The following is a 24,763-nucleotide window of genomic DNA, read 5'->3' as shown; positions in this document are numbered from 1 at the left end:
CGTCACGAAACTTTGCCGGTGCGGACAGGCGGCCACGCCAACACCCCCAGGGATGGCGTGGCCGCCTGTCGTGAACATCGCCCAGCCGGCGATAACCAAGGATCGCGTCTCTCGGCCACCGCTCATCGTGTGCTGGACTCGATACCTCTGATGAGCCGACAACGCTCTGGGTTCCACCGCTCGAGCAGCACGTTGCGGACGCGAACGCGAAGCCGCGCACGGCGCTAGCGCAGGTGCGAGTCGAACCAGTTGCGGGTCCGCAACCAGGCCTCGTGCGCGGCGTCCGGATCGGTGTCGAAGCGGTGATCCGCAGCCGGGAAGCGCACCACGTCGGTGGCTACCTTGGCCGTGTCCGCGGCACCACGCAGTCGCTCGATCTCCGATACGGCTATCGAGGCGTCCCTGTCGCCGTAGAGCCCGAGCCACGGGCAGGTCAACCGCCCGGCCACGGTGGCAAGCGCGGGCAACCCCGCCGCGGGTGGTTCGCTGATGCCGCCGGCCGCCACGCTCACCGCGGCGCCTACCGGTACCCGGGCCGCGGTGACCAGTGCGAGCGCGCCACCGAGGTCGAAGCCGAGCACTCCGGTGAGATCGCGCTTCACGCCCCAAGCGGCCAGCCAGTCAACGGCGAGTTCCACGCCGGCGAGCGCATCCGCACCGCCCTGGCCCCGGTACACGTCCGGCGCAACGGCCAGCCAGCCCTCGCTGGCCAGCGCGGCCACCAGCCAGTCCGCGGCCTGCCCGGCTCCCTCCGGTTCAGCCAGCACCACCAGGCCACCCCGCACCGCGCCGTCGGGTTCGGCGTAACTGACCGGCAAGTCGTTCCCGTCGGGCAGCGAAATCGTCTCGATTCGGGCGTGCGGCATAGATTCACCCAACCACGCCGGGGTGAACACCAGTCAAGGTGAGAAAGAAGACGTAGCGGCCGGCAGGATGCGGGAACCCGCTGGCTAGCCTGGCATGGAGCGGCTAACGTCAGGCCGACTCAAGAGCCGAAGAACCCAAGAACGAGGAGCCGCCGTGTCCGAGGACGAGGTGCCCGCCGGGGTGCGGGTGCGCGCCGACCTCGCCGCCCTGCCCGCGTATGTACCTGGTCGAACCGTGTCCGGCGCGATCAAGCTGGCCAGCAACGAGGTCAGCGCGGGACCACTGCCGAGCGTGCTCGAGGCGATCGGCTCGGCGGCCGCCGAGATCAACCGCTACCCGGACTCCGGTGCGACCGCGTTGACCGAACGGCTGGCCGCCCGCGCCGGGGTGGACGCCGAGCGGGTGGCGATCGGCTGCGGTTCGGTGACCCTCTGCCAGCAGCTGGTGCAAGCGCTGTGTACGCCGGTGGACGAGGTGGTGTTCGCCTGGCGGTCCTTCGAGATGTATCCGATCGTGCCGCAGGTTGTCGGGGTCGGCCAGCGCCGTGTGCCGCTGACCGCGGGGCATGTGCACGACCTGGACGCGATGCGCGCGGCCATCACTCCGGCAACCCGGTTGGTGTTTGTCTGCAACCCGAACAATCCGACGGGCACCGCGGTACGTCAGGCGGAGCTGGAGCGCTTCCTCGACGAGGTACCCGAGCATGTACTCGTGGTGCTGGACGAGGCCTACCGCGAGTTCGTCACCGACGAACAGGTGCCGGACGGCCTGACCCTGGCCAAGCAACGACGTAATGTCGCGGTGCTGCGCACCTTCTCCAAGGCGTACGGGCTTGCCGGCCTGCGGGTCGGCTACTGCATCGCGCCGGCCGTGGTCACCGAGGCACTGCGCAAGGTTTTCGTGCCGTTCGGCGTAAACCGGATCGCCCAGGCGGCGGCACAGGCATCGCTGGACGCGGCCGATGAGCTACTCGCCCGCTGCGGCGAGATCGCGCAGGAACGCGAGCGGGTCAGTGGTGTCCTCAACGAGGCAGGTTTCGCGGTACCGCCGAGCCAGGCCAACTTCGTCTGGCTCCCGCTTGGCGAGCGGACCACGGAGTTCAGCGAGCACTGCCTGACCAACAAGGTCATCGTGCGCGCCTTCGCCGGGGATGGCTGCCGGGTCACGATTGGATCACCCGAGGAAAACGACGCGTTTTTGGCCGCAGCGGCCAGCTGGCAGCGTTAGAGTTCCCCCGCACAGGTGTGCGTATACGGGACAAATAAGGAGTCTCGGCCATGCAGGACAGGCCACGGGAACAGTGGGGCACTCGAGCGGGCTTCTTGCTCGCCGCGATTGGTTCGGCGATCGGGCTCGGGAACATCTGGCGGTTCCCCTATGTCGCCTACGACGGCGGCGGGGGTGCGTTCCTGGTGCCCTATCTCGTCGCGCTGCTGACAGCCGGCATTCCGCTGCTGATCCTCGAGTACACGATCGGGCACAAGTACCGGGGCGCCCCGCCGACTGCGTTCCTGCGGATGTCCAAGGCCGCGCAGCCGCTCGGCTGGTGGCAGGTCGGCGTCTCCTTCGTGATCGCGGTCTACTACGCGGTGATCGTCGCCTGGGCGGTGCGCTTCGCGGGCTTTTCGATCAACAAGCAATGGGGAAACGACCCGGATTCGTTCTTCTTCAACGACTTCCTCCAGGTCGCCGATGAACCAGGGGCGCCAACGTCCTACGTGAGTGGGGTGGCCTGGCCACTGATCGCCGTATGGGTGATCACGCTCGGCGTGCTGCTGCTTGGTGTCCGTAAGGGCATCGAGCGGGCGAACCGGATCTTCATCCCGCTGCTCGTCGTGCTGTTCCTTGTCCTCGTGGTGCGCGCGTTGACCCTGCCTGGCGCCGTGGATGGGCTGAACGCGCTGTTCACCCCGGACTGGTCGGAGATCACCAACGGCAGCGTCTGGGTTGCCGCCTATGGACAGATTTTCTTCTCGCTGTCCATTGGCTTCGGCATCATGATCACCTACACCTCGTACCTGCGCCGCAAGGCCGACCTGACCGGCTCGGCACTGGTGGCCGGTTTCTCCAACAGCTCCTTCGAGATCCTTGCCGGGATCGGCGTGTTCGCCACCCTCGGGTTCATGGCCGGCGCCGCCGGGGTCCCGGTCGGCGAGTTGGCTACGGACGGCATCGGACTCGCCTTCGTGGCGTTCCCGGAGATCATCTCGAACATGCCGGCAGGCGCGCTGTTCGGCGTGCTGTTCTTTGGTTCGCTTGCCATTGCCGGGTTCACCTCGCTGATCAGCATCGTGCAGGTGGTCGTCGGCGCGGTACAGGACCGTACCGGGATCGGCAGGGTGCCCGCGGTACTCGGCGCCGGCGGGGTCACCGCGCTCGTGTCGATCGCGCTGTTCCCGACCAACGAGGGGATGTACATCCTCGACGTGGTCGACCGGTTCATCAACCAGTACGGCATCGCGCTTGCCGGCCTGGTCGTGGTGATCGCGGTCTCCTGGATCATGCGCAAGCTGCCGGTGCTGCAGCGACACGCGAATCAGACCTCCGCCGTGCCGCTCGGCGGCTGGTGGCGGATCATGCTCGGCCTGATTACGCCGATCGTGCTCGGCTGGATGATGTGGGACAGCCTGCGTACCGAGCTGTCCGCGAACTACGAGGACTACCCGACTTCCCTGCTGATCAGCGCGGGTTGGGCGGTAGCGCTCGGGGTGATCGTGTTTGCCGTGATCATGTCCGTGCTGCCGTGGAAGCACGGCGGTAGGGAAACGCAGCCGACCGAGGCCGGCGAGGAGGCGAAGAACTGATGTCCGCCAGCGCGATTGTCATGCTGATCATCGCCATCGTGGTGGTGTGGGGTGGATTGGGCGTTGCCCTGCTGCTGCTGCGCCGGCACCCGGACCGGCCCGACGAAGAGACCCAGGCCTAACCCGGGATACCGCGTTGCCGGCCGTTTCGAACGCAAACAATAGTTCTTACCGTGGAACCGCTTAGCCATGTGACATCATCACAGTAGATGTCACGCAAGGCGGGCTGGTTCGGTCAACCAGTCCTTTCAGCGGTAGGAGCGACGGCGATGACCACACCGGCCGAGGACGTCGAGCAGTTGATCGCATTTGCCACCGGGTCAACCGCACCCGCGCAGTGGCGGGACGTCGTAGAGCTGGTCAATGCTGGACAGCTGGCCTGGTCGGATATCGCCTCCGGCAAGGCGGCGACGCACCCCGCGGTCTTCGCCGCGCTGGATGCGACCGCGCGACAGCAGATCGGTATCGCGCAACGGACCGATGAGGACTTCTCGAAGTACAGCTACGTCGAAGACCCATGATCAACACCAGGCCCCAAGATCACGCGCTAGAACAGCAACTGGCCGAGGGCGGCCAGGCCGACCAACACGATCACCGCACGCAGCACGGTCGGCGACAGCTTGCGGCCAATCTTCGCACCGATCATGCCGCCCACAATGGACCCCGCGGCGAGCAGGCCAACAGCCTCCCAGGCCACATCCGCCACCAGCACGAAAACTAGCCCGGAGACCAGGTTCACCAAGGCGGCGAGCACGTTCTTCACGCCGTTCAGGCGTTGCAGGCTCTCGTCCAGCAACACACCCATGAACGCGAGCAGCAGGACACCCTGCGCCGCACCAAAATAGCCGCCATAGACACCGGTACCGAACGCCGCGAACAGCAGCACCGGTCCCACGTCCACGCGCGCTCCGCTGCGCCGCGCCGCCAGCCGCTTGGCGAGTTTCGGTTGCAGCACAACAAGCACGATCGCAACGACGATCAGCACCGGCACGATCATCTCGAACGCTTCCGGTGGCAACACGAGCAACAGCACCGCGCCGGTTATCCCACCGAGCAGTGAGCCGACGCCCAACCGAAGCACCCGTGGCCACTGGTCGGCGAGTTCCCGCCGGTAGCCGATCGCGCCGGACACCGATCCTGGCACGAGACCGAGCCCGTTGGAGATATTCGCGATGACCGGCGGATAACCAACGGCAAGCAGCACCGGAAAGGACACCAGCGTGCCCGATCCAACGACGACGTTGATCCCACCGGCCAGCACCCCGGCAAGCGCAACACTGAGCATCTCCAGCCCGGTCATCGGGACACGGTAATCCCGATCGGACGGTTATGGTTCGTTAAGCGAGTTCCGTCACTGCCTCCCAACCGAGCCAGATGGCGAACACAACGAACAGCGCCGAAGCGCCATAGCGAATCGCACGCTCCGGCAGCCGCTTGCCGAGCTGCTGACCGACCACGATGGCGAGCGCATCGGCGACCACCATGCCGATCGTGGAACCGATCCAGATGCCCAGCCAGTCGTGCTGTGCCGCGAGAGTGACCGTGGCCAGCATCGTTTTATCGCCGAGTTCGGCGAGGAAGAAGGCAACGGTGACCACGATGACCGCGGAGCGCTTGTTGGCATGCGACGCCTTTTTCTGCTCGTTCTCACTGAGCGAGTCGCCGCGCAGTGTCCACGCGGCAAAGCCCAGAAAGGCGACCGCGGCAACCAGCGAGATCCAGCCGGTGGGCAACGCTTCGCCCAGCCCGAAGCCGAGCGCGACGGAAAGGGCGTGCACCACGGTGGTTGCGATGGTGATGCCGAGTAGTACCTGCCAGGCCTTGTAGCGGGTGGCGAACACCATCGCCATTAGCTGCGATTTATCGCCTAACTCGGCCACGAAAATAGCCAGAAAACTGACTGCGAAAGCGGTCCACATTCGAAGCTTCCCCTCGATCCACACCGGACCGAAAGGACAGCAAGCGACCATCGACCCGGCATATTGCCATGGGTCGAAGGTCTCGCCCGCCTCCGCTGAAGGCTGCCTGGCCGGACACCGAACCGGTGTCAGTTTGTCGACCATGGCATTGGGGGCTACTCCCCTTCGCACCGCGAACGTTACCAGCTTCCCCGGAAGTTTGCGTATGTGCCACGGCACACACCGTTTCCGGCGCACCGCCGGGTTGCGCGACGCCGACCACTCAGGGTTATCATGGTCGGCATCATGAGGAACTGACATCACCACTGCCCGCGTCCGAGGCCCCTTGTCATGGATGGGACGTGTGCCCGGCGGGCAGCCATTGCGAGTTTTCTCGGTGGTGTCGACTATGTCTGTTTTTCCGTTGATCGCGCGCGATCTGTCGAAGGCCTACCAGGGGCGGCCGGTACTCGACGGCGTCTCGCTGACCGCCGCGCCCGGCGGGCGGCTGGGGTTGGTCGGCGAGAACGGCGTCGGTAAGTCCACATTGCTCCGACTGCTCAGCGGCATCGAGCAGCCGGACACCGGAACCGTGGAACGGCCAGGTGATCTGGGTTTCCTGTTTCAGGAACTCCCGTTCACGATGGCCCAGACGGTTGCCGAGGTACTGGACGATGCGCTCGCGGATATCCGGTTCATCGAGCGCAGGCTGGTCGCACTGGCCAGCACACTGGCCACGGATCCGACCAATACCGATGCCCTCGGGGAATACGGCGAGTTGCTGGAATGGGCGCAGCTGCACGACCTCTGGGACGCCGACCGCAGAGCGGAGCTGGTACTCGCTGGTCTCGGCCTTGCCGATATCGCACAGGATCGCCAACTCGGCACGCTTTCCGGCGGGCAACGATCCCGGCTCGGTCTGGCCGCGCTGCTGATCCGGCAGCCGAGCACGCTACTGCTCGACGAGCCAACCAACCACCTGGACGACGACGCCGCGGGATTTCTGGAAAAACACCTGAGCCAGCTGCCGGGCGTGGTCGTACTCGCCTCGCACGACCGGGTGTTTCTGGATGCGGTATGTACGCAGATCGTCGATCTGGACCCGGCGCAGGACGGACCGACCAGATACGGCGGCGCATACTCCGACTATCTGGCGGCGAAACAAGCCGAACGAGCCCGTTGGGAGCAACGTTATGCCGAAGAACAGGATGAGCTGGGCGCGCTGCGCTACGCGGTTCGGGTAACCGCGCGAAACGTTGCGCCGAATCGCAAACCGACGGACAACGCGAAGATGGCCTACGATTTCAAGGCCGGTCGCATCCAGAAGCAGATCTCCCGACGAGTGCGCAACGCGCAGCAGCGACTGGACGAGCTGGAGCGGGACCAGGTCCGTAAACCGCCGGCACAACTGCGCTTTGGTGGCACGCTCACCAGTACCGCACCGGTGGACAAGCTAGCGATCTCGGTGCGCGAGTTGCGGGTTCCCCGCCGAGTCGAGGTGTCCGCATTGGACATTTCAACGCGGTCACGGTTACTGCTGACTGGACCGAACGGTGCGGGCAAGTCGACACTGTTGCTGGCCCTTGCCGGCCAGCTGGCCATCGAGGGCTCGGTGCACCGGGCTCGCGGAGTCCGGATTGGATTACTCGAGCAGGATGTGGTCTTTCCGCGTCCGGAACGCACTCCACTACAGCTGTACCCGGAAGAACGGGCCGCGGTGCCGCTTGTCGATCTGGGACTGATCGCACCGCGCGATCTGGCCCGGCCGGTCGGCGAGCTCTCGGTCGGCCAGCGACGCCGGCTCGCGCTTGCCTTGCTACTAGCGGATCCGCCGCAGGTGTTACTGCTGGACGAGCCGACCAACCACCTTTCGCTGAGCCTCGCCGAGGAGTTGGAGGAGGCACTGCGCGCCGCACCTGGCGCGGTAGTGATCGCCTCGCACGACCGGTGGCTCCGTGCACGATGGCAAGGCCAGCAGTTACAGCTGCACGATGGCCGGGTGATCGGGCTGAACTGATCACCCGGCCAGCACGCTCAGGCGAGGGAGTAACCACCGTCGATGAGCAGTTCGCTGCCACAGCAGAAGTCCGCTTCGTCGCTGAGCAGCCAGGCAATCGCCTTGGCGATTTCCGCCGGCTGGGCAAACCGCCCAGCCGGCGTATTGCTCAGCCAGCCGTCGAACTGGTGCTGTTTCAGGTCCAGCAACGAGGTACGCACGTAGCCGGGCGCGATGGTGTTCACCCGAACACCACGGGAGGTCCACTCGACCGCGAGCGAGCGAGTCAACGCGCTCACCCCTGCCTTGGAGGCGTTGTACGCGCACTGTTTCTGCGGCACGTTGACCACGTGGTTGCCGGACATCGAGGACACCGTCACGATCCGACCGGCCCCCTCGGCCAGCATGGCCCTGCCGAACGCGGTGCAACACAGGAAAACACCACGCAGGTTCACACCGAGCACCCGGTCGAACTCCGCCGCGCTCATTTCCTCGGCCGCAACATCGTCCTCGACCACCCCGGCCGCGGCGACCAGGCCGTCCACGCCCCCGGCGAGCTCCTGAATCCGGGCCACCGCCTGCTCAACGCTGTCCTCGTCGGTCACGTCGCAAGCGACGTACTCGCCCGCGTCGGTTTCCGCGCGGTCCAAAGCAAACACCCTGGCACCTCGCTCGCGGAGCACCTCGCAGGTCACCTGACCGATCCCGCCAGCGGCCCCGGTGACCGCGATCCGCGCGCCCTCGAACCAGCTCATCCCTCTGCCTCCGTATTCATCCACGATTTGGGTGGCCCAGGATCCACCTGCCGAGCCAACCGTATGCAGTGCCCGACCGAACCGCGAGGCATCGGAAGAACTTCGGCGCGGCGATCACCCGAAAACGGGCTTTCCGACGGCCCTTGTGGCCTGCTGGACTGGGTTAACTGCCAGTTGGGTATCCGCCAGCTGACACGAACGACGGAGGTTCGCCGGTGGGCACCAAAGCACGGATATACCGGGAGACCGACGCCGATATCGCGGCGCTCGGCGAGCGCACGGTCGGCATCATCGGGTACGGCAACCAGGGCGCCGCGCAAGCACGGAACCTACGTGACAGCGGGGTTCCGGTGCTGGTCGGCAACCGAGCCGACGAGTACTTCGGGCCGGCGGCGGAGGCCGGCTTCGCTCCGCTGCCGATCGCCGAGGTGGCCGACCGAGCGCAGGTAGTGCTCCTGCTCATCCCGGACGAGGTACAACCGGAGGTATGCGCCGAACAGCTCGCACCGGGCCTGCGGGCGGGCGACACGCTGGTCTTGGCCAGCGGCTACAACTGGGCGTTCGGACTGCTCGAGGTGCCCGCGGGGGTGGACGTGGTGATGGTGGCACCACGGATGATCGGCGCCGCGGTGCGGGATCGGTTCGTCGCCAGGCAGGGCTATCCCTGTTTCGTGTCGGTGGAACGGGATGCGAGTGGCAGCGCGTGGCCAACCGCGTTGGCGATCGCGGCTGGTATCGGCGCGGCCGTGCAGGGTGCGATCGAATCCAGTGCCCGGGAGGAGGCGGCGCTGGATCTGTTCACCGAGCAGGCGATCTGGCCGGCGATCATGGACTTGCTGAGTGCTGCCTACGCGGTGCAGCGGGACGTGGGTTTCTCCGATGAAGCGATCCTGCACGAGATGTACCTGTCCGCGGAGCCGGCCGAAGTGTTCGCGCGGGCGGCAGAGCACGGCTTGCTCGGCCAGTTACCGCTGCACTCGCGGACCTCGCAGTACGGTCAGCTGCGCGGGCTGGCGGAACTGGGTGCGCGGGACAACCCGCTCCGCGAGTACTTCGAGCGTGTGCTGCACCAGGACATCCTCAGTGGCGCGTTCGCGGCCGAGTGGTCCCAGCCGGAGGCGATGGCCAGCCTTGAGCGGTTGCGTGCCGCCGCGCAGCGGGATCCGCTGCACCATGCCGAACGCGAAGTCCGCGGCTCTTAACGAGCTACTTTTTCGCGGCCGCTTTCGCTGCCTTCTTGAAGGCGCGCACCTCGGCGAGGGTTTCCTCGCTGGTCACATCGGCGATGGAGCGCCGGGAGCCGTCCTCGCCGTAGGCGCCGGCCGCCTCGCGCCAGCCGTCTGGGGTGACGCCGAGCTGTTTGCCGAGCAGCGCGACGAAGATCCGCGCTTTCTGCTCGCCGTAGCCGGGTAGCGCCTTCACCCTCCGCAGCAGTTCCTTGCCGTCCGGCTTACCACGTTTCCAGATCGCGTCGGTTTTGCCGTCGTATTCTTCGAGCACGTGGTTGGCGAGCGCGTGTACCCGGCGTGCCATCGACCCGCCGTACCGGTGGATCGCCGGTGGTTGCACGCACAGCTCGACGAACTCGTCCAGGTCGGACTCGGCGATCTTGGTGATGCTGAACCCCGCCATCCGGTCCGCGATCTTCCGTGGCCCGGCGAAGGCGTGTTCCATGGGGAACTGCTGGTCCAGCAACAACCCGGTGAGCAGCGCGAACGGGTCCGAGCTCAGCAGTTTGTCGGCTTCGGCGTCGCCGGTGAGACGCAGCTTCTTGGCCATACGGTCCATCTTCGCATGCGACGCGTTCGCCGGCCGATCCCGCAAAACAAGCCAGGCGGCTGCCCGTTTTGCGCGGGTCGGCCGAGCTACACTATGTCAGCACAGTCATGTGGGACGATTACTTCGACAGTTGGGAGGGGACATGGTTGACAAGTTCACCGACCCGCTTCTGACGCCGAAAGAGCTAGCACGCCACCTCAGAATCCCCGAGTCAACTGTGTACTACTGGCTAGGAGAAGAAGCAGATGGCACGCCGCTCGTCCATCGTGTCGGAGCCGAAAAGCGTGGCTGGCCATCCGTACCATTTGTGGCCGTCGTAGAAGCGTACGTTTTGCGCGCGCTGCGCGATCTCGGCTTAACAAAGCGTAAGATCCGGGATGCTGCGGCCGAAGTCCGGCGTGCTTTCGATACCCCGTACGCACTTGCTACCAAGAAGATCGCTACTGACGGCATTGACATCTTTGTGCATTATGCACATGACGATCTCGCGCGAGCTGCCGATGGTCAGCGGCCCATTCGGGAAGTCATCGACGACTACCTGCGATATGTCAGCTGGGACGCGAACGACGGATTCGCCAGTAGCTTGCAACTTCGCCAGTACCCAGATATTGCGCCAGTAGTTATCGATCCGCGATTCGGCTGGGGAGCGCCGGTAGTTGCCTCCACGAAAGTTCCGGTTGACGCCGTCGTAGATCTTTGGCTTGCCGGCGAGTCGCTAGAGGACGTTGCCGACGACTACGACTTGACCAGGGAACAGGTCGAGGCAATCTGCCGTGTCACTCGAGCAGCCTGAATTTTTCGTTGATCGCGGGCTTGGCCGTCGTGTACCAGAGGGTCTTACGGCTCTCGGCTGGCGGATTCATCGCATCGCGGATCACTTTCCGAACGATGCTCAGGATGTCGTGGACGAGATCTGGCTGGCCTACGGACTCGAACGAGGCTGGTCCCCGCTGTGCAAGGATGGCCGGATTAAAGGTCGCCACGCTGAGCGTGCCCCGCTGGAAACTCACCGTGGTGTGTTGTTTTACCTGGATAACCAGCGACTTCTGGTAACAGAAATGATTAATCGCCTGCATCGCTCGCAGCGCCAGATATATCGTGCCGTGGAACGTGGCGGGCCACGCGCGTACGCGGTTGGCCACAACGACATCCGAGCCACCTGGCCTTAGCTTTTCGTTGAACCACCGCGAAACTGGGCAAGTGGACTCGACAGTCCACTTGCCACTATTCGGCCGGATAGTTCAGCTTGACCTGCCGCAACCGGTCCGAGGTTTCGAATCCCCAGCGCGCATAGCCAGGAACCGCGCGGGCACTCGAATGCACGGTTACCCGTTCCGCGCCGAGCTGCCGCGCGAGGCTCTGTACGGCCTCGATGAGCTGTCCGCCAAGCCCGCTGTCGCGTTCCTCGGGCACAACGTAAACACACTGCACATCACCGGAAATCCGGTCAAGCGCATTCGGGGCCGGCACCCTCGGGAGGACGGCCAGCCACGCCATCCCGAGCACGACCTCATCCCGCAGCGCAACCAGACAGTGGTGAGTCGCGGTATTGAGCCGCGCCCAGTCGACGAACCGCGCGACGAACTCACCCCGGTCTATCGCCGGCGTAGCGCCCTGATCGACGACCCACCGCCAGCGCAGCCCCGCGACGGCGGGCAGTTCGTCGTCTCGCGCGGCGCGGACGGCGCACTCGCTCATCCCGGCTACCCCTTACCCCTGGTTCCATTGGTACAGCTCGGCCAGAAACTCCGCAGCCGACGCGCCCTGCTTCAGCCGCGCGCTCGCCGCCTGCGCGTGCGCCAGCGTCGGCAGGAAACCAACAAGCAGGCCAGGCAACGACAACCGCCGGCCCAACAACTCCTGCGCCGAGGTCATCTGTGGCCGGCGGACGACCGAGACGTTCACCCGGATCGCGTGTTCATTGCCCGGCGGCACGCGCGGTCGGTCCACCTCGATGGCCACGTAGCGGTACCCGTGCGCGAGATTGCATGCGGCACAGTCCATCGGGCCCCTGCTGAGCCGGCCGCCGCATTCGGTGCAGCCGATCCGGTCCAGCGCGGCGTCCAGCACCCGCCAGTCATACTTGTCCGGCTCGAGCGCGACCAGCTGCGCCAGCTCGGCCTCATCCGACCAGCCGGTCTCGGCGTAAAACCGCCGCCACTGCGCTTCCAGGATCTCGTCGACGAGGGCCGCGCAGTGGGCACAGTTCGGCGCGCCGCCGTACTCGAAACCACCGCAGTCCGCGCAGCTGCGCAGGCTGTCCCCGACCTCGGGCCGCATGACCGTATGGTCACATGACCGCGCTCCGGACCGCAGGCGATTTTCCCGGCGCTAGTTGCTGTAGCACTTCTTCTCCCTCGAGCCATCCGGGTACTCGGTGACCTCGCATCGCTGACCCGAGTCGCCCTCCGGTGTCGCATCACTCGCCGGGCTCGGCTCCGCTGTGGCCGTTTTCGGCCGCGCGGTCTCCTCCGTCGGTTTCGGTCCCGGGCCGTTCCCATCGGTCTTGCTGGGGCCGTTCTCGCCGGACGGGCCAGGGGCACCGGTCGGCTCGGTACGTTCCACCCCACCCGAACCCGGCTGCGCCGGCGGCGACTCCGAACCCGAGTTCCCCACGAGCACCGCGCCGGTCACGATCGCACCGACCGCCACCGCGCTGGCGCCGATCAACGCTGCCTTGGAGGCAAGCACCTTCGCCAGCAAACCCTTCTTGGCTGCCGCCGTTGCCACCTTCGTCCCCGCGGAACCCAGCACCTCCGGCCCTGCCGGCGGTGTGGCAGGCGACGCGACCTGTGTCCCCGTCGCGCCCACCGGGTCTGGCGCCGCGGTGGCGGCACCGGATACCGATTCGGACCCACTGCCGAGCGCGAGCGCGGCAGGGAAGAACGCGGCAAGGGCGCCGGCAAGGCCGGCGAGCGTCTTGCGCCCGGTCGCCTCCCAGTCAGTGCCATAAGTCCGTTTTGCCACGGATTCGAGTTCGGCCAGGAACCCGGAAGCCGAGCCAGGCCGCATCGCTGGATCCTTCGCGAGCCCAGCCGCGACCAGCCCGCGCACCGGCTCCGGCACGGCCTGCACCGGGATCGGCGCCGTGGCATGCGCGCGACTCAGGGTGTCCAGGTCGCTTTCCGGATACGGCCGCTGACCGGTTAGGCATTCGAAGCACACCACGGTCGCCGCGTACACGTCGGCCGAAGGCGAGGCCGGTACGCCATGCCACTGTTCCGGCGCGAGATACGCCGGGGTGCCCTCGGCGGTCACCGTCGCGCCTGCCGGCACCGCGATTCCGAAGTCAGTAAGCACGGTTTCGCCGCTACCCCGCACCATCACGTTCGCGGGTTTGTAGTCGCGGTGCACCACACCCTGCGTATGCGCGGACTGCAACCCCAGCAGCGAACCCTTCAACAGCAGCAACGCCGCCTCTGGCGGCATCGGTCCGTACTGGTCCAGCATTCGCCGCAGCGTCACGCCGTCAACCAGTTCCATCACGATCGCCGCGCCCGCACCGTCCTCGACGTAGTCGTAACAGCGCACCACGTTCGCCCCGGACAACCCGGCGAGCAGCCGCGCCTCGGCGCGGAATCGCTCGCGAAACGCCGAATCCGCCAGTAACTGGGGTGCGATGTACTTGATCGCCACCGCCGTGCCGCTGGCTTCGTGTACCGCGTGTACCACTCTCCCGGAGGCGCCGGAACCCAGTTCCCGCACCTGGCGATAGCCCGCGACCTGCCACATATGCACCACCCGTATCGCTTGAGCCCAGCTCAGCCGCCCCCCGGCCGGCCTGGCATCCCCTTCGGCCCTACCCCACTAACGTGACAGATAGACCCTAGGTTGTCTCAGCAAAAGAGTAATCCGCTGGGCAATGCCCGATCCAGTGCATTCCTCAGCCGCGTAGATACCGATGTACCGGCAGCATGGCCTGGTCATCGACGGCGCCGTGCACGGCAACACGACAGCTGTCCAGCCGTTCGCGTACGGCCGGCTCGTCCAACCCGGCCCCAATCAGCACCAGCTGACTGGCCCGCTGCTCGCCCGGTGACCAGCGAGATCGCTCGAACCGCAGGAAAGCGCCAACGGTCTGCACGCTGTATTTCCGCCGATCGCCCGGCGAACCAAAATCGACAAAACCCTTCATCCGGTACAAACCATTCGGCCGCTCGGTCGCGAAACGGACAAACTCCCGTGGATGCAAGGGATCCGGCGCGAAATACGTCATGGTCTGGTACATCGAATGCAGATGCGGGTGCTCCTCGTCAGCGGCACACTCCGCAGCGTCCGCAACGAGGTCGGCGAGGGAGAGTTGTTCACCAACCCGCGTGCCGACCGGCCTTTCAGCGGGTTCGAAGAGCAGCTCGGTCGGCACGCTGCCGTGACTTACCGGCAGCACCGCGGCATCCCCGGCCAGCCGCGCGACGGCTGCATGACGGTCAGCCAGCTCGCCAGCGGTCAACCGGTCGGTCTTGTTCAACACCACCAGATCGGCGAGACCGATATGCGTATCCAGTTCCGGATGGCGCTGTCGGGTTGCCGGGAACTCAGCGGCGTCCACGACCTCGACCAGCCCGCCGTACTCGATCAACGGGTTACCACTCGCCAGCAGCATCCTGATCATGGCGCGCGGTTCGGCGAGGCCACTCGCTTCGATCACGATCGCGTCGATCGGAGCGCCCGGCCTGGCGAGCCGATCCAGCATGGCGTCCAACCCGCTCGCATCCACCGCGCAGCACAGGCAGCCGTTGTCCAGCATGCGCATCGAATCGACCTGACCGGCAACCGCCATACCGTCGATATTGACGCTGCCGAAATCGTTGACGATCACCCCGATCCGCAGGCCAGCGCGGTTACCGAGGAGATGGTTGAGCAGCGTGGTCTTTCCGGAGCCGAGAAAACCCGCGATGATCGTCACCGGAATGCCGCGCGTACCCAACCAGCCATCCCTCCTCCAGGAACCGCGCTAACCTTAAAGAACGCGGTTACCGAGCGTGCCCAGCCCGCTAGCCTTGGCGTGCCTTGAACCTCGGATTGCGCTTGTTGATCACCAACACCTTGCCGTGCCGGCGAACCACCTGCGAACCAGGTCGATTCTTCAACGACCGCAACGATTTACGCACCTTCATAACATCCTCCATGCCGGCATACGCGCCTCAGGATACATGGAGTTGATTTTCATTTCCATTAATCGTCACGGCGAGTGCGTGCAACGCCACAACCTGGACATACTTGCCAATTCGACACGTCACAGCATAGCTATCGCGGCCAACGCAACCGGGTAACCTGACCACCGGATGACCGCCTGAGGGCCAGCCGGCCCTCTTACCCGCCGTCGTGTTATTGAATGTTATTTTCGTTTTCGACAGCGGGCACGATGGAGGATCGCGTGGATGTCGCCCAGCTAGCCGGGCTGACCGTCCGGTTCACCGGCGGCCCCGCCGTCGACGACCTTTCACTGCGGATCAGAGCGGGTGAGCGAGTCGGGCTGATCGGCGAATCCGGTTCGGGGAAATCACTCACCGGCTTGGCCATCGCCGGTCTGCTGCCCGATGCCGCGCGCAGCAGCGGCAGTGTGCGGATCAGCGGCACGGAGATCCTGAACCAGCCGGAAAAGGTGCTCGCACCGCTACGCGGCCGGCACACCGCGGTGGTTTTCCAGGATTCCGCCGTGGCGCTCAACCCGCTGACATCGGTACGAGCACAGTTGCGCCACCCGCTTCGCCGACTGCGCGGGTTCAGCAGGGCGGCCGCCGAGACCGAAGCACAGCGACTACTAGCCGAGGTGGGGCTGACCGATCCGGCGATCGCTCGGCTACGCCCGCCGCAACTATCCGGTGGGCAACGGCAACGGGCCGGGATCGCACTGGCACTCACCTGCCAACCTCGGCTGTTGATCGCCGACGAACCGACTACCGCACTGGATACCACGGTGCAGCGGGAAATCCTCGGCGTGCTCGACGAGACCTTGCGCGCCCAACAAGGGCAGGCCGAGCAGCCGCCCGGACTGCTGTTCATCAGCCATGATCTGGCCGTCGTTGCCCAGCTGTGTGACCGGATTGCCGTGTTGCGAAACGGGAAACTGGTCGAAGAGGGCCCGGTGCGGCAGATCATCCAACAACCAGCCCAGCAACACACCCGCGAGCTGGTGGCAGCCGCCCACGCGCTCTGCCCGAGCAGCACCCCGGAACCCGTTGGCTGATGAACACTCCACTCTTCGAACTACAGGGCGTGCATCGCCAATACCGGATGCATCGAGGGCAGGCGCGAATCGCGCTACACGGCATCGACCTCAGCATGCCGGCCGACCGGCATCTCGGCATCATCGGTGAATCCGGCGCAGGCAAGAGCACCTTGCTACGCCTGCTGCTCGCACTGGAAACTGCCGACTCCGGACAGATCTGGTTTCGCGGCAAGGAGATCGCTCCCGCTGCGGCACGCGAGCTCGCGTGGTTCCGCCGCGAAGTACAGCATGTCGCGCAGGACCCAGCCAGCTCACTGAACCCACGGATGACCGTCGCGGACATCATCCGGGAACCGTTGCACTGCCTGCGAATCGCAGGAAACCACGCGGCGCGGGTGACCGAACTGCTCACCGCCGTTGGCCTTGATTCCGGTGCCGCCAAACACAAACCGGCGGCGTTCTCCGGCGGGCAACGGCAACGAATCGCGATCGCTCGCGCGCTCGCCCCAGAACCATCGGTACTGATCGGAGATGAACCACTGAGTTCGCTCGACCCGCACACCAAGGTGCAGCTACTCGAACTACTCGACGAACTCGCGGCAACAAGAAACCTGCGGCTGGTGCTTGTTTCGCACGATCTCGGCGTGGTGGAACGACTTTGTGATGATGTGGCAGTGCTCGCCGAGGGGCAGCTCGCCGAGTTCGGCACCGTTGACACGGTGTTTCGCACCCCGGCCAGTGCGGCAAGCCGGCAACTACTGAGCGCCGCACCGCGCCTGCCGGTGGCCGGCTCATGAGCACGCGGACCAAGGTGCGCGCCCGGAGCACCGATAACCTGGCCAGGCGCTGGGCCCTGCTCGGGCGCTTCGGTGCCCTGCCCATCGTGCCGCAGCTGCTACTGCTCAGCTCGCTGGCCTTCAATCTGGGTTTCTACCTGGTGTTGCCGTTTCTGGCGACGCATCTGGCCACGGACCTGGCAATGGCCGGCTGGATCGTGGGCATGGTGCTCGGGTTGCGCACGTTCAGCCAGCAGGGCCTGTTCTTTCTCGGCGGTGCGCTCGCGGACCGGTTTGGCACCAAACCGGTGGTGCTCTACGGCTGCATCATCCGGATCGCGGGCTTTGTCGTACTCGCCTTCGCCGCCGAGTTACCCATGCTGATCATCGGCACGGTGCTCACCGGGTTCGCCGCGGCCCTCTTCTCCCCCGCGGTGGAGGCCGAACTGGCACGGCAATCGGGCGAGCTGGAACAGCGGGAGGTCATCGCCCGTGCCGATATGTTCGCGCTCTATGCGGTATTCGCCCAGGTTGGCGCGGTCACCGGGCCACTGGCGGGCGCATTCCTGCTCAGCGTGGACTTCACGGTGACCTGTTTGGCCGCGGCCGGGGTCTTCGTGCTGATCCTGTTCGCCTTCCTGCGCTGGCTACCGCGCGAACCGGCCGCACATCAGGGCGAACCGATGCTGGCTGGCTGGGCACAGGTGTTGCACAACCGGCAGTTCCTGATCTTCGCGGCGACCTACAGCACCTGGCTGCTCAGCTACAACCAGCTTTACCTCGCGTTGCCAGTGGAACTGGAACGAGCGACCGGCGGAACGTCCGCGCTTGGCTGGCTGTTCGCACTGGCCGCCGGCATGGTGGTGGTCGGCCAGTTGCCGATTGCCACCTTCGCCAGACGGCGGCTCGGCAGCGCCCGCGCGTTGCCGATCGGTTTCGCGCTACTCGCGGCTTCCTTTGCCACGGTGGCGATGGCCGTGGGTTTCGCCCCGCCAGCGGGCGCGCTGGCCTACGCTCCTGCCGTGGCGCTGGTCGTGTTGCTCACCCTCGGTCAGATGGCCGCGGTCCCGGTGGCGCAGGACGCGGTTGCCCGCCTTGCCGGGGAGCAGCGGCTCGGCGCGCACTTCGGCGTACTGCATACCGCCGGCGGGGTGGCCGTGCTGCTCGGCAGCTCCGCGCTCGGCTCCCTTTTGGACGGTGCGCGCACGAGCGGCCCCGCCGCGGTGTTGCCATGGGCGTTGACCGCCGCGTTGCCGGCGATCAGCGCCGTTGTGCTGATCTGGCTCACCCGGCGCAGCCCCGCGCTGCGCTCGGACGTGCATTGCTAATCGAGAAAGGATAGTGCCGTGCCGCACCGAAAGCGGAGCTTGCTCTGCGTACTCGCCGCCGCCACGCTGGTTTCCGGTTGTTTCGCCGGCGGGCAGGGCGAGGGGACGGACCGCATCCAGCTCGGCCTCGCCTTCCCACCGGTCAAGGCGATGTCGCCGTTCAGTGATGACGCCGCAACCGCGACGCGGATGGGCACGGCGGAGACTCTGGTCACTTTGGACGCTGAGGGTACGCCCCAGCCAGCACTCGCGGCCAGCTGGCGGGAGAGCGATCCGACCACGTGGCGGCTGCGGCTACGCACCGGCGCCACCTTCCACGATGGCACCCCGGTTACCGCCAAACAGGTCGTTGCCAGCCTGCAACAGGCGAAGGAGGCGACACCCACACCGCGCTCGCTCGCCGAGACGGATATCGACTTCGCCGCCGAAGGCGAGCACATCGTGGTGGTGCGCACCGCCGAGGCCGACCCGGTGTTGATCCAGCGCCTTTCCTCACCCGAGCTGATGATCCTCGCGGAGCGCGCATACCAAGACGATCCGACCGCGCCGAATCCAGTGCGCGCCGGCACCGGGCCGTACGTACTCACCAAGGTGAACGGGGCAACCAGTGCGACGCTGGAAGCCTTCGATGACTACTGGGGTGGCAAGCCAGCCACGCCAGGGATCGACGTGCGATTCCTCAGCGAGGGTGACTCCCGCGCTCGCGCGCTACGCGCCGAAGAACTGGATATCGCGCAGGCGCTACCCGCCGGACAGCTTGGCTCCCTCGACGCGGACCAGCTGGTCTCGGTTCCATTGCCGCGTACCGTGAATCTGAGCCTGAACCAGGAATCCCCGGTGTTCCGGGATGCCGAGCTGCGGGCCGCGGCACGGGCGGCCGTGGCCGACCTGGATATCGCGAAGACCATCTACGAAGGCGACGCGGATCCGCCAGCTGGGCTGTTCGGGCCGGCCAGTTCCTGGGCGGAGAAACCGGGCTACCCCGAGGCAAAGGCGGCCGACCCGAACGGCAGGCGGATCAGCCTGGCGACCTATTCGGATCGTGCCGAACTTCCCGAAGCCGCATCGGCCGTGGCCGAAGCTCTGCGCAAGGCCGGTTTCCAGGTGTCGGTCGAGGTCAAGGAATACGCCGCGCTCGAGCCGGCGCTGCTACGCGGGGACTACGACGCGGTGATCGGCGCCCGCTCCTATGTGCTGGACACCGGCGATCCGATCGGGTGGCTGGCAAGCGATCTCGCCTGCGACGGCGGCTACAACCTTGCCAGGTACTGCGATGCCGAAGTGGACGGTCTGATCAGGAATGCCGCGGAGATCAGCGATCCGGCCGAGCGCAACGCGGCCGCCGTCGACATATCCGAGCAAATCCTCGCCGCGGACGTGCTGGTCCCGCTTGCCCACGAGAAGACCCGGTTCGGGCTCGGCGAAGGGGTAACCGGGATCGCGGAAGACCCGTTCGAGCGGCAGATCATCACCAAGGACACCGCCAAGCAATGACCTTGCGGACACTCGGCGCGGGAACCGCGCGCACCGCCGGCACGGTGCTGGCCAGTTGCCTTGCCGTGCTGCTCGTGGTCGCCGCGCTTCCGTGGTTGAGCGGTACCGACCCAGCCCGAACGGTACTGCGTATGCGGTTCGCCGAACGCGAGCCGGATCAACAGGCACTCGAGGCGATCCGTGCCGAGCTAGATATCCCGGCCAACCCGCTACTCGGGGTGCTGCACTGGTTGGCCGGGTTGCCACGCGGTGACCTCGGGATCTCCTGGGTGTCCAGGCAACCTGTCGGTCCCGAGGTAGCCAGTGCGCTCGGGGTTTCCGCGACGCTGGCGGGAACCGCCGCCACAGTCGCGGTGTTGCTCGCCGCGGCGGTACTGCTGCCAGGGTTGTGGCGGGCGACGCGGACCGGGAAACCGTTGGGGCGCACCAGCGGTGCGGTAGCCGGCCTGCTCGGCTCGCTGCCCGAGTTCGTGCTTGCCGCCCTGTTGCTCGCGGTTGTCGCGGTGCACTGGGGTTGGTTACCGACCTTCGGCTGGTCCGGCGTCGAGTCGCTGCCGCTGCCGGCGCTGGCGCTTGGCGTTCCGGCCGGCGGGCTGTTGGCAAGGGCGTTGAGTGGCGGGTTGGACGCCACGATCGCCGAACCGTGGGTACGCACCTGGCGTGCGAACGGTTTCAGTCGGCCACAGGTGTTGCTCGCACTGTTGCGTAGAGGCATCGCGGTGGCGATCCCGCAGCTGGTACTGCTGTTTGTCGGACTGCTCGGCAGCGCGGTCACGGTCGAGGCCGCGTTCGCGATTCCCGGTCTGGGGCAGACCGCGCTGGATGGCTTGCTTTCCCAGGATCTGCCCTTGGTACAGGGCTGCGTTCTGGTGTTGATCCTGCTCGGTCTCGGTCTTGGCGGCGCGGGCATGCTGGCACATCGCGCGCTGCTTGGCTCAGTGCTGCACACCGCGGAGGTGCCAGCGGCGATCCCGGTATCGCAGCCCAATTCGAAGCTTCCTGCCGTACTGGCCGTCCTACTCGGACTCATTGTCCTCGCTGGACTGCCAAGGGACGGTAGCTCGGTATTGCTCACCGAGCGACTGGCCGCGCCCTCGGCAGCGCATCCACTCGGTACCGACGCGGTCGGGCGGGACATCCTGGCGCGATTCAGTTCCGGCGCGCTGCTCAGTATCGGCACCGCCGTGCTGGTTTCCGCGGTATGTCTGCTGATCGGACTGTTGGTCGGCCTCGCCTCGCGACGGGGACGCGCGGGCGCGCCCGATGTACTCAACGCGCTACCGCCGGTGCTGGTGGGCATCGTGATCGCGGCGGCGTTCGGCAGCGGTCTGTTCGGCGCGGCGATTGCCGTGGTGCTGGTCGGCTGGATTCCGCTCGCGGTGCACGCAAGGACGCTCGCGGTGCAGGCGCGCGGCTCCGGGTACGTGCGGGCGGCAACGCTTGGCGGGGCGCGTCGCGGCTGGATCCTCCGCCGACACCTGTTGCCTTCGGTGTTTCCACAGGTGCTACGGCATGCGGTGGTTCGGGTGCCGCATAACGCGCTCGGGATTGCCGCGTTGAGCTTTCTCGGCCTTGGCGCGCCGCACGATTCCGCGGAGTGGGGCGCGATGCTGGCCCAGTCGCTTGGCTATCTGGAGCGCGCGCCGTGGACGATAGCCGGGCCGACCATCGGGCTGGCCCTACTCGGCATGCTCGCCGGCAGCATTCGCGGCACCCGGAACTAACCCCAAGCGTTACCAGCGCACCGGCAGCGCGACGAAGCCGGAGTCGCCCTGGCGCAACTCCTCGAAAGGCACGGCCAGTTCGAGCCCGGGAAACCGCTCGGTCAGCCCGCGAAACGCGGTGCGCAGTACCGCGCGAGCCAGCGGCGCACCAAGACAATGCCATGGACCATGCCCGAAGCTCAGATGTGGATTCGGGCGCCGGCCAATATCGAATCGAGCGGGGTCCGCGAATACCTGCTCATCGAAGTTGGCAAGGGACAGCTGCGGCACGATCGCCTCGCCACGCTCGATGATCACATCGGACAGTTCGGTGGAAGTTCGCGCATAACGGAGAAAGCCCATCGCGCCACGCTCGGCGGTACGCAGGACCTCCTCGACCGCACCGTCTACAAGCGTCGGCTCTTCGGCCAGCCTGCGGAACTCCGCCGCATGGGTCGCCAGCAGTACCGCGCCCGCGTCGATATGGAAAGCCGTGCTGGCATGCCCGGCGAACAGCAACAACGAGGCGAACCCGGCGATCGTCTCGTCGTCGAGCCCCTGCGCGCAGAGACCGGCGAGCACGCTGGATCCTTCGGGCGTTTTCCGGATACCTGGCACGATCCGGCACAGATACCCGAACAGCTCCTGGTGCCCGGCGTTGACCTCATCGTCATCGTCCAGATTGTCCATCCGGACGACCATTCGCTCGAAGAGGTCCCGGTCGGTGTACGGCACACCGAGCAGTTCACACAACACCCGGAGCGCCAATGGGTAGGAGAACGCCTCATGCAGGTCAACCGGATGGGCGCGCTGCGCCATCGCGTCCAGCAGTTCCGCCGCGACGTCGGTAATGTATGGCTGAAGATCCCGTAGCCGCCGCGCGGAGAAGTAGCCGCCAAGCAGCCGGCGCATCTCCTTGTGTTCGGTCTCCTCATCGGCGTGCGAGTACAGCTCGGATGGGCCACCCAACACCGGATGCGCGTTGACTCTGGCTGCCGTGTCCGGATCATGGTGCGTTCTGCCCAGTTCACTGTTCGCGTAGATCGCGCGCACTTCGGCGTGCCGGGTAGCAACCCAGGCTTCATCGGTGGCTCCGATACGGACTCGACTGATCGGACATCCGCCGTCGCGCAAGGCGAGCAGCCGCGGATCATGCGCAAGCACCGAGGATTGGCCAACGGGCAGCTCTGGCAGTTGTTCGGACATGCGAGCCTCCTTTGTTACAGGAAAGTATATACTCAAAAGTATACTTACACGAACACGGCTGCCCAACAACGTCGCTAACCTTAAAGAACGCGGTTACGGGGCGTAACCAACCCCGACCGCGGTTTAGCGGGTACTGCTCACCGGCCGACCAGACAGAAAGACCGCATGCTTCGCGAACGGCGTCTCCAGCGAGCGCACCCCGCGCTCGCTCACCAGCGAAGCGAAGCCTTTGATGATCGCGAGGAGGGCACCCAGCTGCCCCGCCGCCGTGACGAGAGCAGCCCAGACCGCCCCGTGGTCGAGCGCATAACCGAAGACCCACCACACCAAGCACGCTTGCAGCACAATGCCAAGCAGGGCTAGTAGCCCCCATCGCTGACGTCGGCGCACCGTTTCCGGCGCGCTGTACACGGTGAACTTGACTGAAGCGCCGCACGGGCATTCCGCGGCGACGGTCCGCTCACCTTCTTCTGGCCTGTGGACATCGATCGGCCATATCTCGTATGAGTAACGACGCCCAGTAAGCACTTCACGGTCGCCACGAATATGTCCAATCTCGACAGATATCCGCGATCCGACCCCTCGGGAGAACATCAGCCGGCAAGCCGTCCGAGTGCGTCCTCGATGGCTCGGTGGAACGTGGGATAGGCGTAGATCATCTGCCGTAGCCTGGCCACCGGAACCTCGGCATGCACGGCCACGGTCAATCCGGAAAGCATCTCGCCCCCGGACGGTCCCGCCGAGGTGGCACCGACGAGCACGCCACGATCGGCATCCACTACCAGCTTGATCACTCCCGCGTTGCCTGCGCGATGAATCCAGCCGCGCGCCGAACTGGCCAGCTGCGTGGTGGCGGTATGCACCCGTAGCCCGCGCTCCCTCGCCTGCCGCTCGGTCAGCCCGACCGCGCCAACTTCCGGATCGGTGAAGGTGACCCTGGGAACCGCGTGATACTCGGCGCCGTGCGCCTGCTCACCGAGAATATGCCGAGCGGCAATCGCTGCCTGATACATCGACATATGCGTGAATGCCCCGCGACCGGTTACGTCGCCGATCGCGTAAACCCCGTCGCGGACGCGCAGGTACTCATCGGTCGACACAAACCGGCTGTTCGTGTCCACGCCAATCGAGGCCAGCCCCAGCCCGGCCAGGTCGCTGACCCGCCCGGTCGCCACAAGCAGACGTTCCGCGATCAACGTCTGGGCACCGACGCGCACGGTGAATGCCTTGCCGTCGTGCTCGACCCGCTCGGCGGCAACCCCGGTGTGCACGGCGATCCCCTCCGCGGCAAGTGTTTCCAGTACCACCTCGGCGGCCTCGGGCTCCTCGGGCGGCAGGATCTGGTCCGCCATCTCCACAACATCCACCGTGGAGCCAAATCGGGCGAATGCCTGCGCGAGTTCCAGGCCAATCACGCCGGCACCGAGCACGATCAGTGATTCCGGCGCGACACGCGTCTTAACCGCCTCCCGGTTTGTCCAGTACGGCGTGTCGGCAAGCCCATCGATCGGTGGGACCGCCGGGTCGGTGCCGTTGTTCAGCACGATCGCGCGTTTCGCGGTCAGTTCCTCGCCAGCCACCTGGATCGTTCGTGGCCCGGTCACCTCGCCCCGACCGCGAACCAGCTGGCCACCCTTGCCGGTGAACCGCTCCACCGCGACGGTGTCGTCCCAGTCGGTCGTTGCCTCCACGCGGATCCGATCCGCTACGGGGCCGAAGTCCGGCTGGACCGTCGCGCTACCCGCCAGGCTCGAAACGCGCCTGGCCTCAGCGAGCGCATCGGCCGCCCTGATCATCATCTTGCTCGGCACGCAGCCGTAGTACGGACATTCCCCGCCAACCAGGCGAGACTCGATCCCGATCACGGACAGCCCTGCCTCGGCGAGCTGGCCGGCAAGCGACTCGCCGCCGGGTCCCATTCCGAGCACGAGCACATCTGCGGTGTTGGTGGCCATACCGCCCATCCTGGCACCACGCGCAACCGC

General features: G+C 66.2%; 26 protein-coding genes. 13 read left to right on the top strand and 13 right to left on the bottom strand.

Annotated features, from left to right (window positions below):
• Positions 1-224: 224 nt before the first annotated feature.
• Positions 225-866: a dienelactone hydrolase family protein gene (locus EV191_RS11975; RefSeq protein WP_132877045.1), complete on the bottom strand. Its 642-nt coding sequence runs from the start codon at positions 864-866 to the stop codon at positions 225-227.
• 154 nt (positions 867-1,020) lie between these two features.
• On the opposite strand from EV191_RS11975, the gene hisC reads away from it, so the two are divergent.
• From hisC to EV191_RS11955, 4 genes are all read left to right on the top strand, one after another.
• Positions 1,021-2,094, top strand: a complete 1,074-nt coding sequence (gene hisC, locus EV191_RS11970) for a histidinol-phosphate transaminase (RefSeq protein ID WP_243658902.1) — start codon at positions 1,021-1,023, stop codon at positions 2,092-2,094.
• A gap of 50 nt (positions 2,095-2,144) precedes the next feature.
• Positions 2,145-3,671, top strand: a complete 1,527-nt coding sequence (locus tag EV191_RS11965; RefSeq protein ID WP_132877043.1) for a sodium-dependent transporter — start codon at positions 2,145-2,147, stop codon at positions 3,669-3,671.
• Positions 3,671-3,793: a methionine/alanine import family NSS transporter small subunit gene (locus EV191_RS11960; RefSeq protein WP_132877042.1), complete on the top strand. Its 123-nt coding sequence runs from the start codon at positions 3,671-3,673 to the stop codon at positions 3,791-3,793. Before EV191_RS11965 ends, EV191_RS11960 begins: the two co-directional genes overlap by 1 nt.
• A 147-nt stretch (positions 3,794-3,940) precedes the next feature.
• Positions 3,941-4,192, top strand: a complete 252-nt coding sequence (locus EV191_RS11955) for a hypothetical protein (protein WP_132877041.1) — start codon at positions 3,941-3,943, stop codon at positions 4,190-4,192.
• 26 nt (positions 4,193-4,218) lie between these two features.
• Here the strand turns inward: EV191_RS11955 and EV191_RS11950 are convergent, their stop codons facing one another.
• Positions 4,219-4,971 (bottom strand): sulfite exporter TauE/SafE family protein, encoded by a 753-nt coding sequence (locus EV191_RS11950; RefSeq protein WP_132877040.1) that lies wholly within the window; start codon positions 4,969-4,971, stop codon positions 4,219-4,221.
• A 37-nt stretch (positions 4,972-5,008) separates the two neighbouring features.
• Complete coding sequence (locus tag EV191_RS11945) at positions 5,009-5,590, bottom strand: TMEM165/GDT1 family protein (protein WP_132877039.1); 582 nt, start codon at positions 5,588-5,590, stop codon at positions 5,009-5,011.
• Positions 5,591-5,978: 388 nt separating this feature from the next.
• Between EV191_RS11945 and EV191_RS11940 the strand changes: the two genes are divergently transcribed.
• Positions 5,979-7,586, top strand: a complete 1,608-nt coding sequence (locus EV191_RS11940) for an ABC-F family ATP-binding cassette domain-containing protein (protein WP_132877038.1) — start codon at positions 5,979-5,981, stop codon at positions 7,584-7,586.
• 17 nt (positions 7,587-7,603) lie between these two features.
• Here EV191_RS11940 and EV191_RS11935 read toward each other — a convergent pair whose 3' ends face one another.
• Positions 7,604-8,320, bottom strand: coding sequence for an SDR family oxidoreductase (locus tag EV191_RS11935; protein ID WP_132877037.1), 717 nt, complete (start codon positions 8,318-8,320; stop codon positions 7,604-7,606).
• Positions 8,321-8,535: 215 nt separating this feature from the next.
• Here EV191_RS11935 and EV191_RS11930 point away from each other — a divergent pair, with 215 nt between their 5' ends.
• Positions 8,536-9,522, top strand: coding sequence for an NAD(P)-binding domain-containing protein (locus tag EV191_RS11930; RefSeq protein ID WP_132877036.1), 987 nt, complete (start codon positions 8,536-8,538; stop codon positions 9,520-9,522).
• Positions 9,523-9,526: 4 nt separating this feature from the next.
• On the opposite strand, the gene EV191_RS11925 is transcribed toward EV191_RS11930, so the two are convergent.
• A complete protein-coding gene (locus EV191_RS11925; RefSeq protein WP_132877035.1) occupies positions 9,527-10,099 on the bottom strand; it encodes an HhH-GPD-type base excision DNA repair protein in 573 nt (190 codons plus the stop codon).
• 142 nt (positions 10,100-10,241) lie between these two features.
• Between EV191_RS11925 and EV191_RS11920 the strand changes: the two genes are divergently transcribed.
• Positions 10,242-10,892 carry a DUF433 domain-containing protein gene (locus tag EV191_RS11920; protein WP_132877034.1) on the top strand — a complete coding sequence of 217 codons (651 nt, stop codon included), beginning with the start codon at positions 10,242-10,244 and terminating at the stop codon, positions 10,890-10,892.
• On the top strand, positions 10,873-11,268 hold the full coding sequence (locus EV191_RS30960) for a PIN-like domain-containing protein (RefSeq protein ID WP_132877033.1): 396 nt from the start codon (positions 10,873-10,875) through the stop codon (positions 11,266-11,268). The genes EV191_RS11920 and EV191_RS30960 overlap by 20 nt, the downstream gene beginning before the upstream one ends.
• Positions 11,269-11,323: 55 nt before the next feature.
• Here EV191_RS30960 and EV191_RS11910 read toward each other — a convergent pair whose 3' ends face one another.
• The 5 genes from EV191_RS11910 to ykgO all read right to left on the bottom strand — a co-directional run bounded on the left by EV191_RS11910 (position 11,324) and on the right by ykgO (position 15,216).
• Complete coding sequence (locus EV191_RS11910) at positions 11,324-11,797, bottom strand: GNAT family N-acetyltransferase (RefSeq protein WP_132877032.1); 474 nt, start codon at positions 11,795-11,797, stop codon at positions 11,324-11,326.
• Between the two features lie 12 nt (positions 11,798-11,809).
• Positions 11,810-12,379 carry a hypothetical protein gene (locus EV191_RS11905; protein WP_207894503.1) on the bottom strand — a complete coding sequence of 190 codons (570 nt, stop codon included), beginning with the start codon at positions 12,377-12,379 and terminating at the stop codon, positions 11,810-11,812.
• 51 nt (positions 12,380-12,430) lie between these two features.
• Positions 12,431-13,831 carry a serine/threonine-protein kinase gene (locus EV191_RS11900; protein ID WP_132877031.1) on the bottom strand — a complete coding sequence of 467 codons (1,401 nt, stop codon included), beginning with the start codon at positions 13,829-13,831 and terminating at the stop codon, positions 12,431-12,433.
• A 151-nt stretch (positions 13,832-13,982) separates the two neighbouring features.
• On the bottom strand, positions 13,983-15,026 hold the full coding sequence (locus EV191_RS11895; protein WP_132877030.1) for a CobW family GTP-binding protein: 1,044 nt from the start codon (positions 15,024-15,026) through the stop codon (positions 13,983-13,985).
• A 67-nt stretch (positions 15,027-15,093) separates the two neighbouring features.
• Positions 15,094-15,216 (bottom strand): type B 50S ribosomal protein L36, encoded by a 123-nt coding sequence (ykgO, locus tag EV191_RS11890; protein ID WP_132877029.1) that lies wholly within the window; start codon positions 15,214-15,216, stop codon positions 15,094-15,096.
• A 260-nt stretch (positions 15,217-15,476) separates the two neighbouring features.
• Here ykgO and EV191_RS11885 point away from each other — a divergent pair, with 260 nt between their 5' ends.
• Genes EV191_RS11885 through EV191_RS11865 form a run of 5 tightly spaced genes read left to right on the top strand, consistent with a single transcriptional unit; the run spans position 15,477 to position 21,593 of the window.
• Positions 15,477-16,289: an ABC transporter ATP-binding protein gene (locus tag EV191_RS11885; RefSeq protein WP_243658899.1), complete on the top strand. Its 813-nt coding sequence runs from the start codon at positions 15,477-15,479 to the stop codon at positions 16,287-16,289.
• Positions 16,289-17,068 carry an ABC transporter ATP-binding protein gene (locus EV191_RS11880; protein ID WP_132877027.1) on the top strand — a complete coding sequence of 260 codons (780 nt, stop codon included), beginning with the start codon at positions 16,289-16,291 and terminating at the stop codon, positions 17,066-17,068. The genes EV191_RS11885 and EV191_RS11880 overlap by 1 nt, the downstream gene beginning before the upstream one ends.
• Positions 17,065-18,375 (top strand): MDR family MFS transporter, encoded by a 1,311-nt coding sequence (locus EV191_RS11875; RefSeq protein ID WP_132877026.1) that lies wholly within the window; start codon positions 17,065-17,067, stop codon positions 18,373-18,375. The genes EV191_RS11880 and EV191_RS11875 overlap by 4 nt, the downstream gene beginning before the upstream one ends.
• An 18-nt stretch (positions 18,376-18,393) precedes the next feature.
• Positions 18,394-19,869: an ABC transporter substrate-binding protein gene (locus tag EV191_RS11870; RefSeq protein ID WP_132877025.1), complete on the top strand. Its 1,476-nt coding sequence runs from the start codon at positions 18,394-18,396 to the stop codon at positions 19,867-19,869.
• On the top strand, positions 19,866-21,593 hold the full coding sequence (locus tag EV191_RS11865; protein WP_132877024.1) for an ABC transporter permease subunit: 1,728 nt from the start codon (positions 19,866-19,868) through the stop codon (positions 21,591-21,593). The genes EV191_RS11870 and EV191_RS11865 overlap by 4 nt, the downstream gene beginning before the upstream one ends.
• Before the next feature lie 9 nt (positions 21,594-21,602).
• Here EV191_RS11865 and EV191_RS11860 read toward each other — a convergent pair whose 3' ends face one another.
• The 3 genes from EV191_RS11860 to EV191_RS11850 form a co-directional block, all read right to left on the bottom strand.
• Complete coding sequence (locus tag EV191_RS11860) at positions 21,603-22,778, bottom strand: cytochrome P450 (RefSeq protein ID WP_132877023.1); 1,176 nt, start codon at positions 22,776-22,778, stop codon at positions 21,603-21,605.
• 123 nt (positions 22,779-22,901) lie between these two features.
• A complete protein-coding gene (locus EV191_RS11855; protein ID WP_132877022.1) occupies positions 22,902-23,189 on the bottom strand; it encodes a hypothetical protein in 288 nt (95 codons plus the stop codon).
• Positions 23,190-23,371: 182 nt separating this feature from the next.
• Positions 23,372-24,733 carry a dihydrolipoyl dehydrogenase family protein gene (locus EV191_RS11850; RefSeq protein ID WP_132877021.1) on the bottom strand — a complete coding sequence of 454 codons (1,362 nt, stop codon included), beginning with the start codon at positions 24,731-24,733 and terminating at the stop codon, positions 23,372-23,374.
• Between the last annotated feature and the right edge of the window lie 30 nt (positions 24,734-24,763).

It is taken from the genome of Tamaricihabitans halophyticus, from assembly GCF_004340875.1.
Taxonomy (GTDB): Bacteria; Actinomycetota; Actinomycetes; order Mycobacteriales; family Pseudonocardiaceae; genus Tamaricihabitans; species Tamaricihabitans halophyticus.
Note: the sequence above shows the minus strand (reverse complement) of the source record. Positions and strands in the feature narration are given on the sequence as shown.

Coding starts and splice junctions, on each gene's coding strand:
- EV191_RS11975 (WP_132877045.1), bottom strand. CDS start 866: ATGCCGCACGCCCGAATCGAGACGATTTCGCTGCCCGACGGGAACGAC.
- EV191_RS11965 (WP_132877043.1), top strand. CDS start 2,145: ATGCAGGACAGGCCACGGGAACAGTGGGGCACTCGAGCGGGCTTCTTG.
- EV191_RS11960 (WP_132877042.1), top strand. CDS start 3,671: ATGTCCGCCAGCGCGATTGTCATGCTGATCATCGCCATCGTGGTGGTG.
- EV191_RS11955 (WP_132877041.1), top strand. CDS start 3,941: ATGACCACACCGGCCGAGGACGTCGAGCAGTTGATCGCATTTGCCACC.
- EV191_RS11950 (WP_132877040.1), bottom strand. CDS start 4,971: ATGACCGGGCTGGAGATGCTCAGTGTTGCGCTTGCCGGGGTGCTGGCC.
- EV191_RS11945 (WP_132877039.1), bottom strand. CDS start 5,590: ATGTGGACCGCTTTCGCAGTCAGTTTTCTGGCTATTTTCGTGGCCGAG.
- EV191_RS11940 (WP_132877038.1), top strand. CDS start 5,979: ATGTCTGTTTTTCCGTTGATCGCGCGCGATCTGTCGAAGGCCTACCAG.
- EV191_RS11935 (WP_132877037.1), bottom strand. CDS start 8,320: ATGAGCTGGTTCGAGGGCGCGCGGATCGCGGTCACCGGGGCCGCTGGC.
- EV191_RS11925 (WP_132877035.1), bottom strand. CDS start 10,099: ATGGCCAAGAAGCTGCGTCTCACCGGCGACGCCGAAGCCGACAAACTG.
- EV191_RS11920 (WP_132877034.1), top strand. CDS start 10,242: ATGGTTGACAAGTTCACCGACCCGCTTCTGACGCCGAAAGAGCTAGCA.
- EV191_RS11910 (WP_132877032.1), bottom strand. CDS start 11,797: ATGAGCGAGTGCGCCGTCCGCGCCGCGCGAGACGACGAACTGCCCGCC.
- EV191_RS11905 (WP_207894503.1), bottom strand. CDS start 12,379: ATGCGGCCCGAGGTCGGGGACAGCCTGCGCAGCTGCGCGGACTGCGGT.
- EV191_RS11900 (WP_132877031.1), bottom strand. CDS start 13,831: ATGTGGCAGGTCGCGGGCTATCGCCAGGTGCGGGAACTGGGTTCCGGC.
- ykgO (WP_132877029.1), bottom strand. CDS start 15,216: ATGAAGGTGCGTAAATCGTTGCGGTCGTTGAAGAATCGACCTGGTTCG.
- EV191_RS11880 (WP_132877027.1), top strand. CDS start 16,289: ATGAACACTCCACTCTTCGAACTACAGGGCGTGCATCGCCAATACCGG.
- EV191_RS11875 (WP_132877026.1), top strand. CDS start 17,065: ATGAGCACGCGGACCAAGGTGCGCGCCCGGAGCACCGATAACCTGGCC.
- EV191_RS11865 (WP_132877024.1), top strand. CDS start 19,866: ATGACCTTGCGGACACTCGGCGCGGGAACCGCGCGCACCGCCGGCACG.
- EV191_RS11860 (WP_132877023.1), bottom strand. CDS start 22,778: ATGTCCGAACAACTGCCAGAGCTGCCCGTTGGCCAATCCTCGGTGCTT.
- EV191_RS11850 (WP_132877021.1), bottom strand. CDS start 24,733: ATGGCCACCAACACCGCAGATGTGCTCGTGCTCGGAATGGGACCCGGC.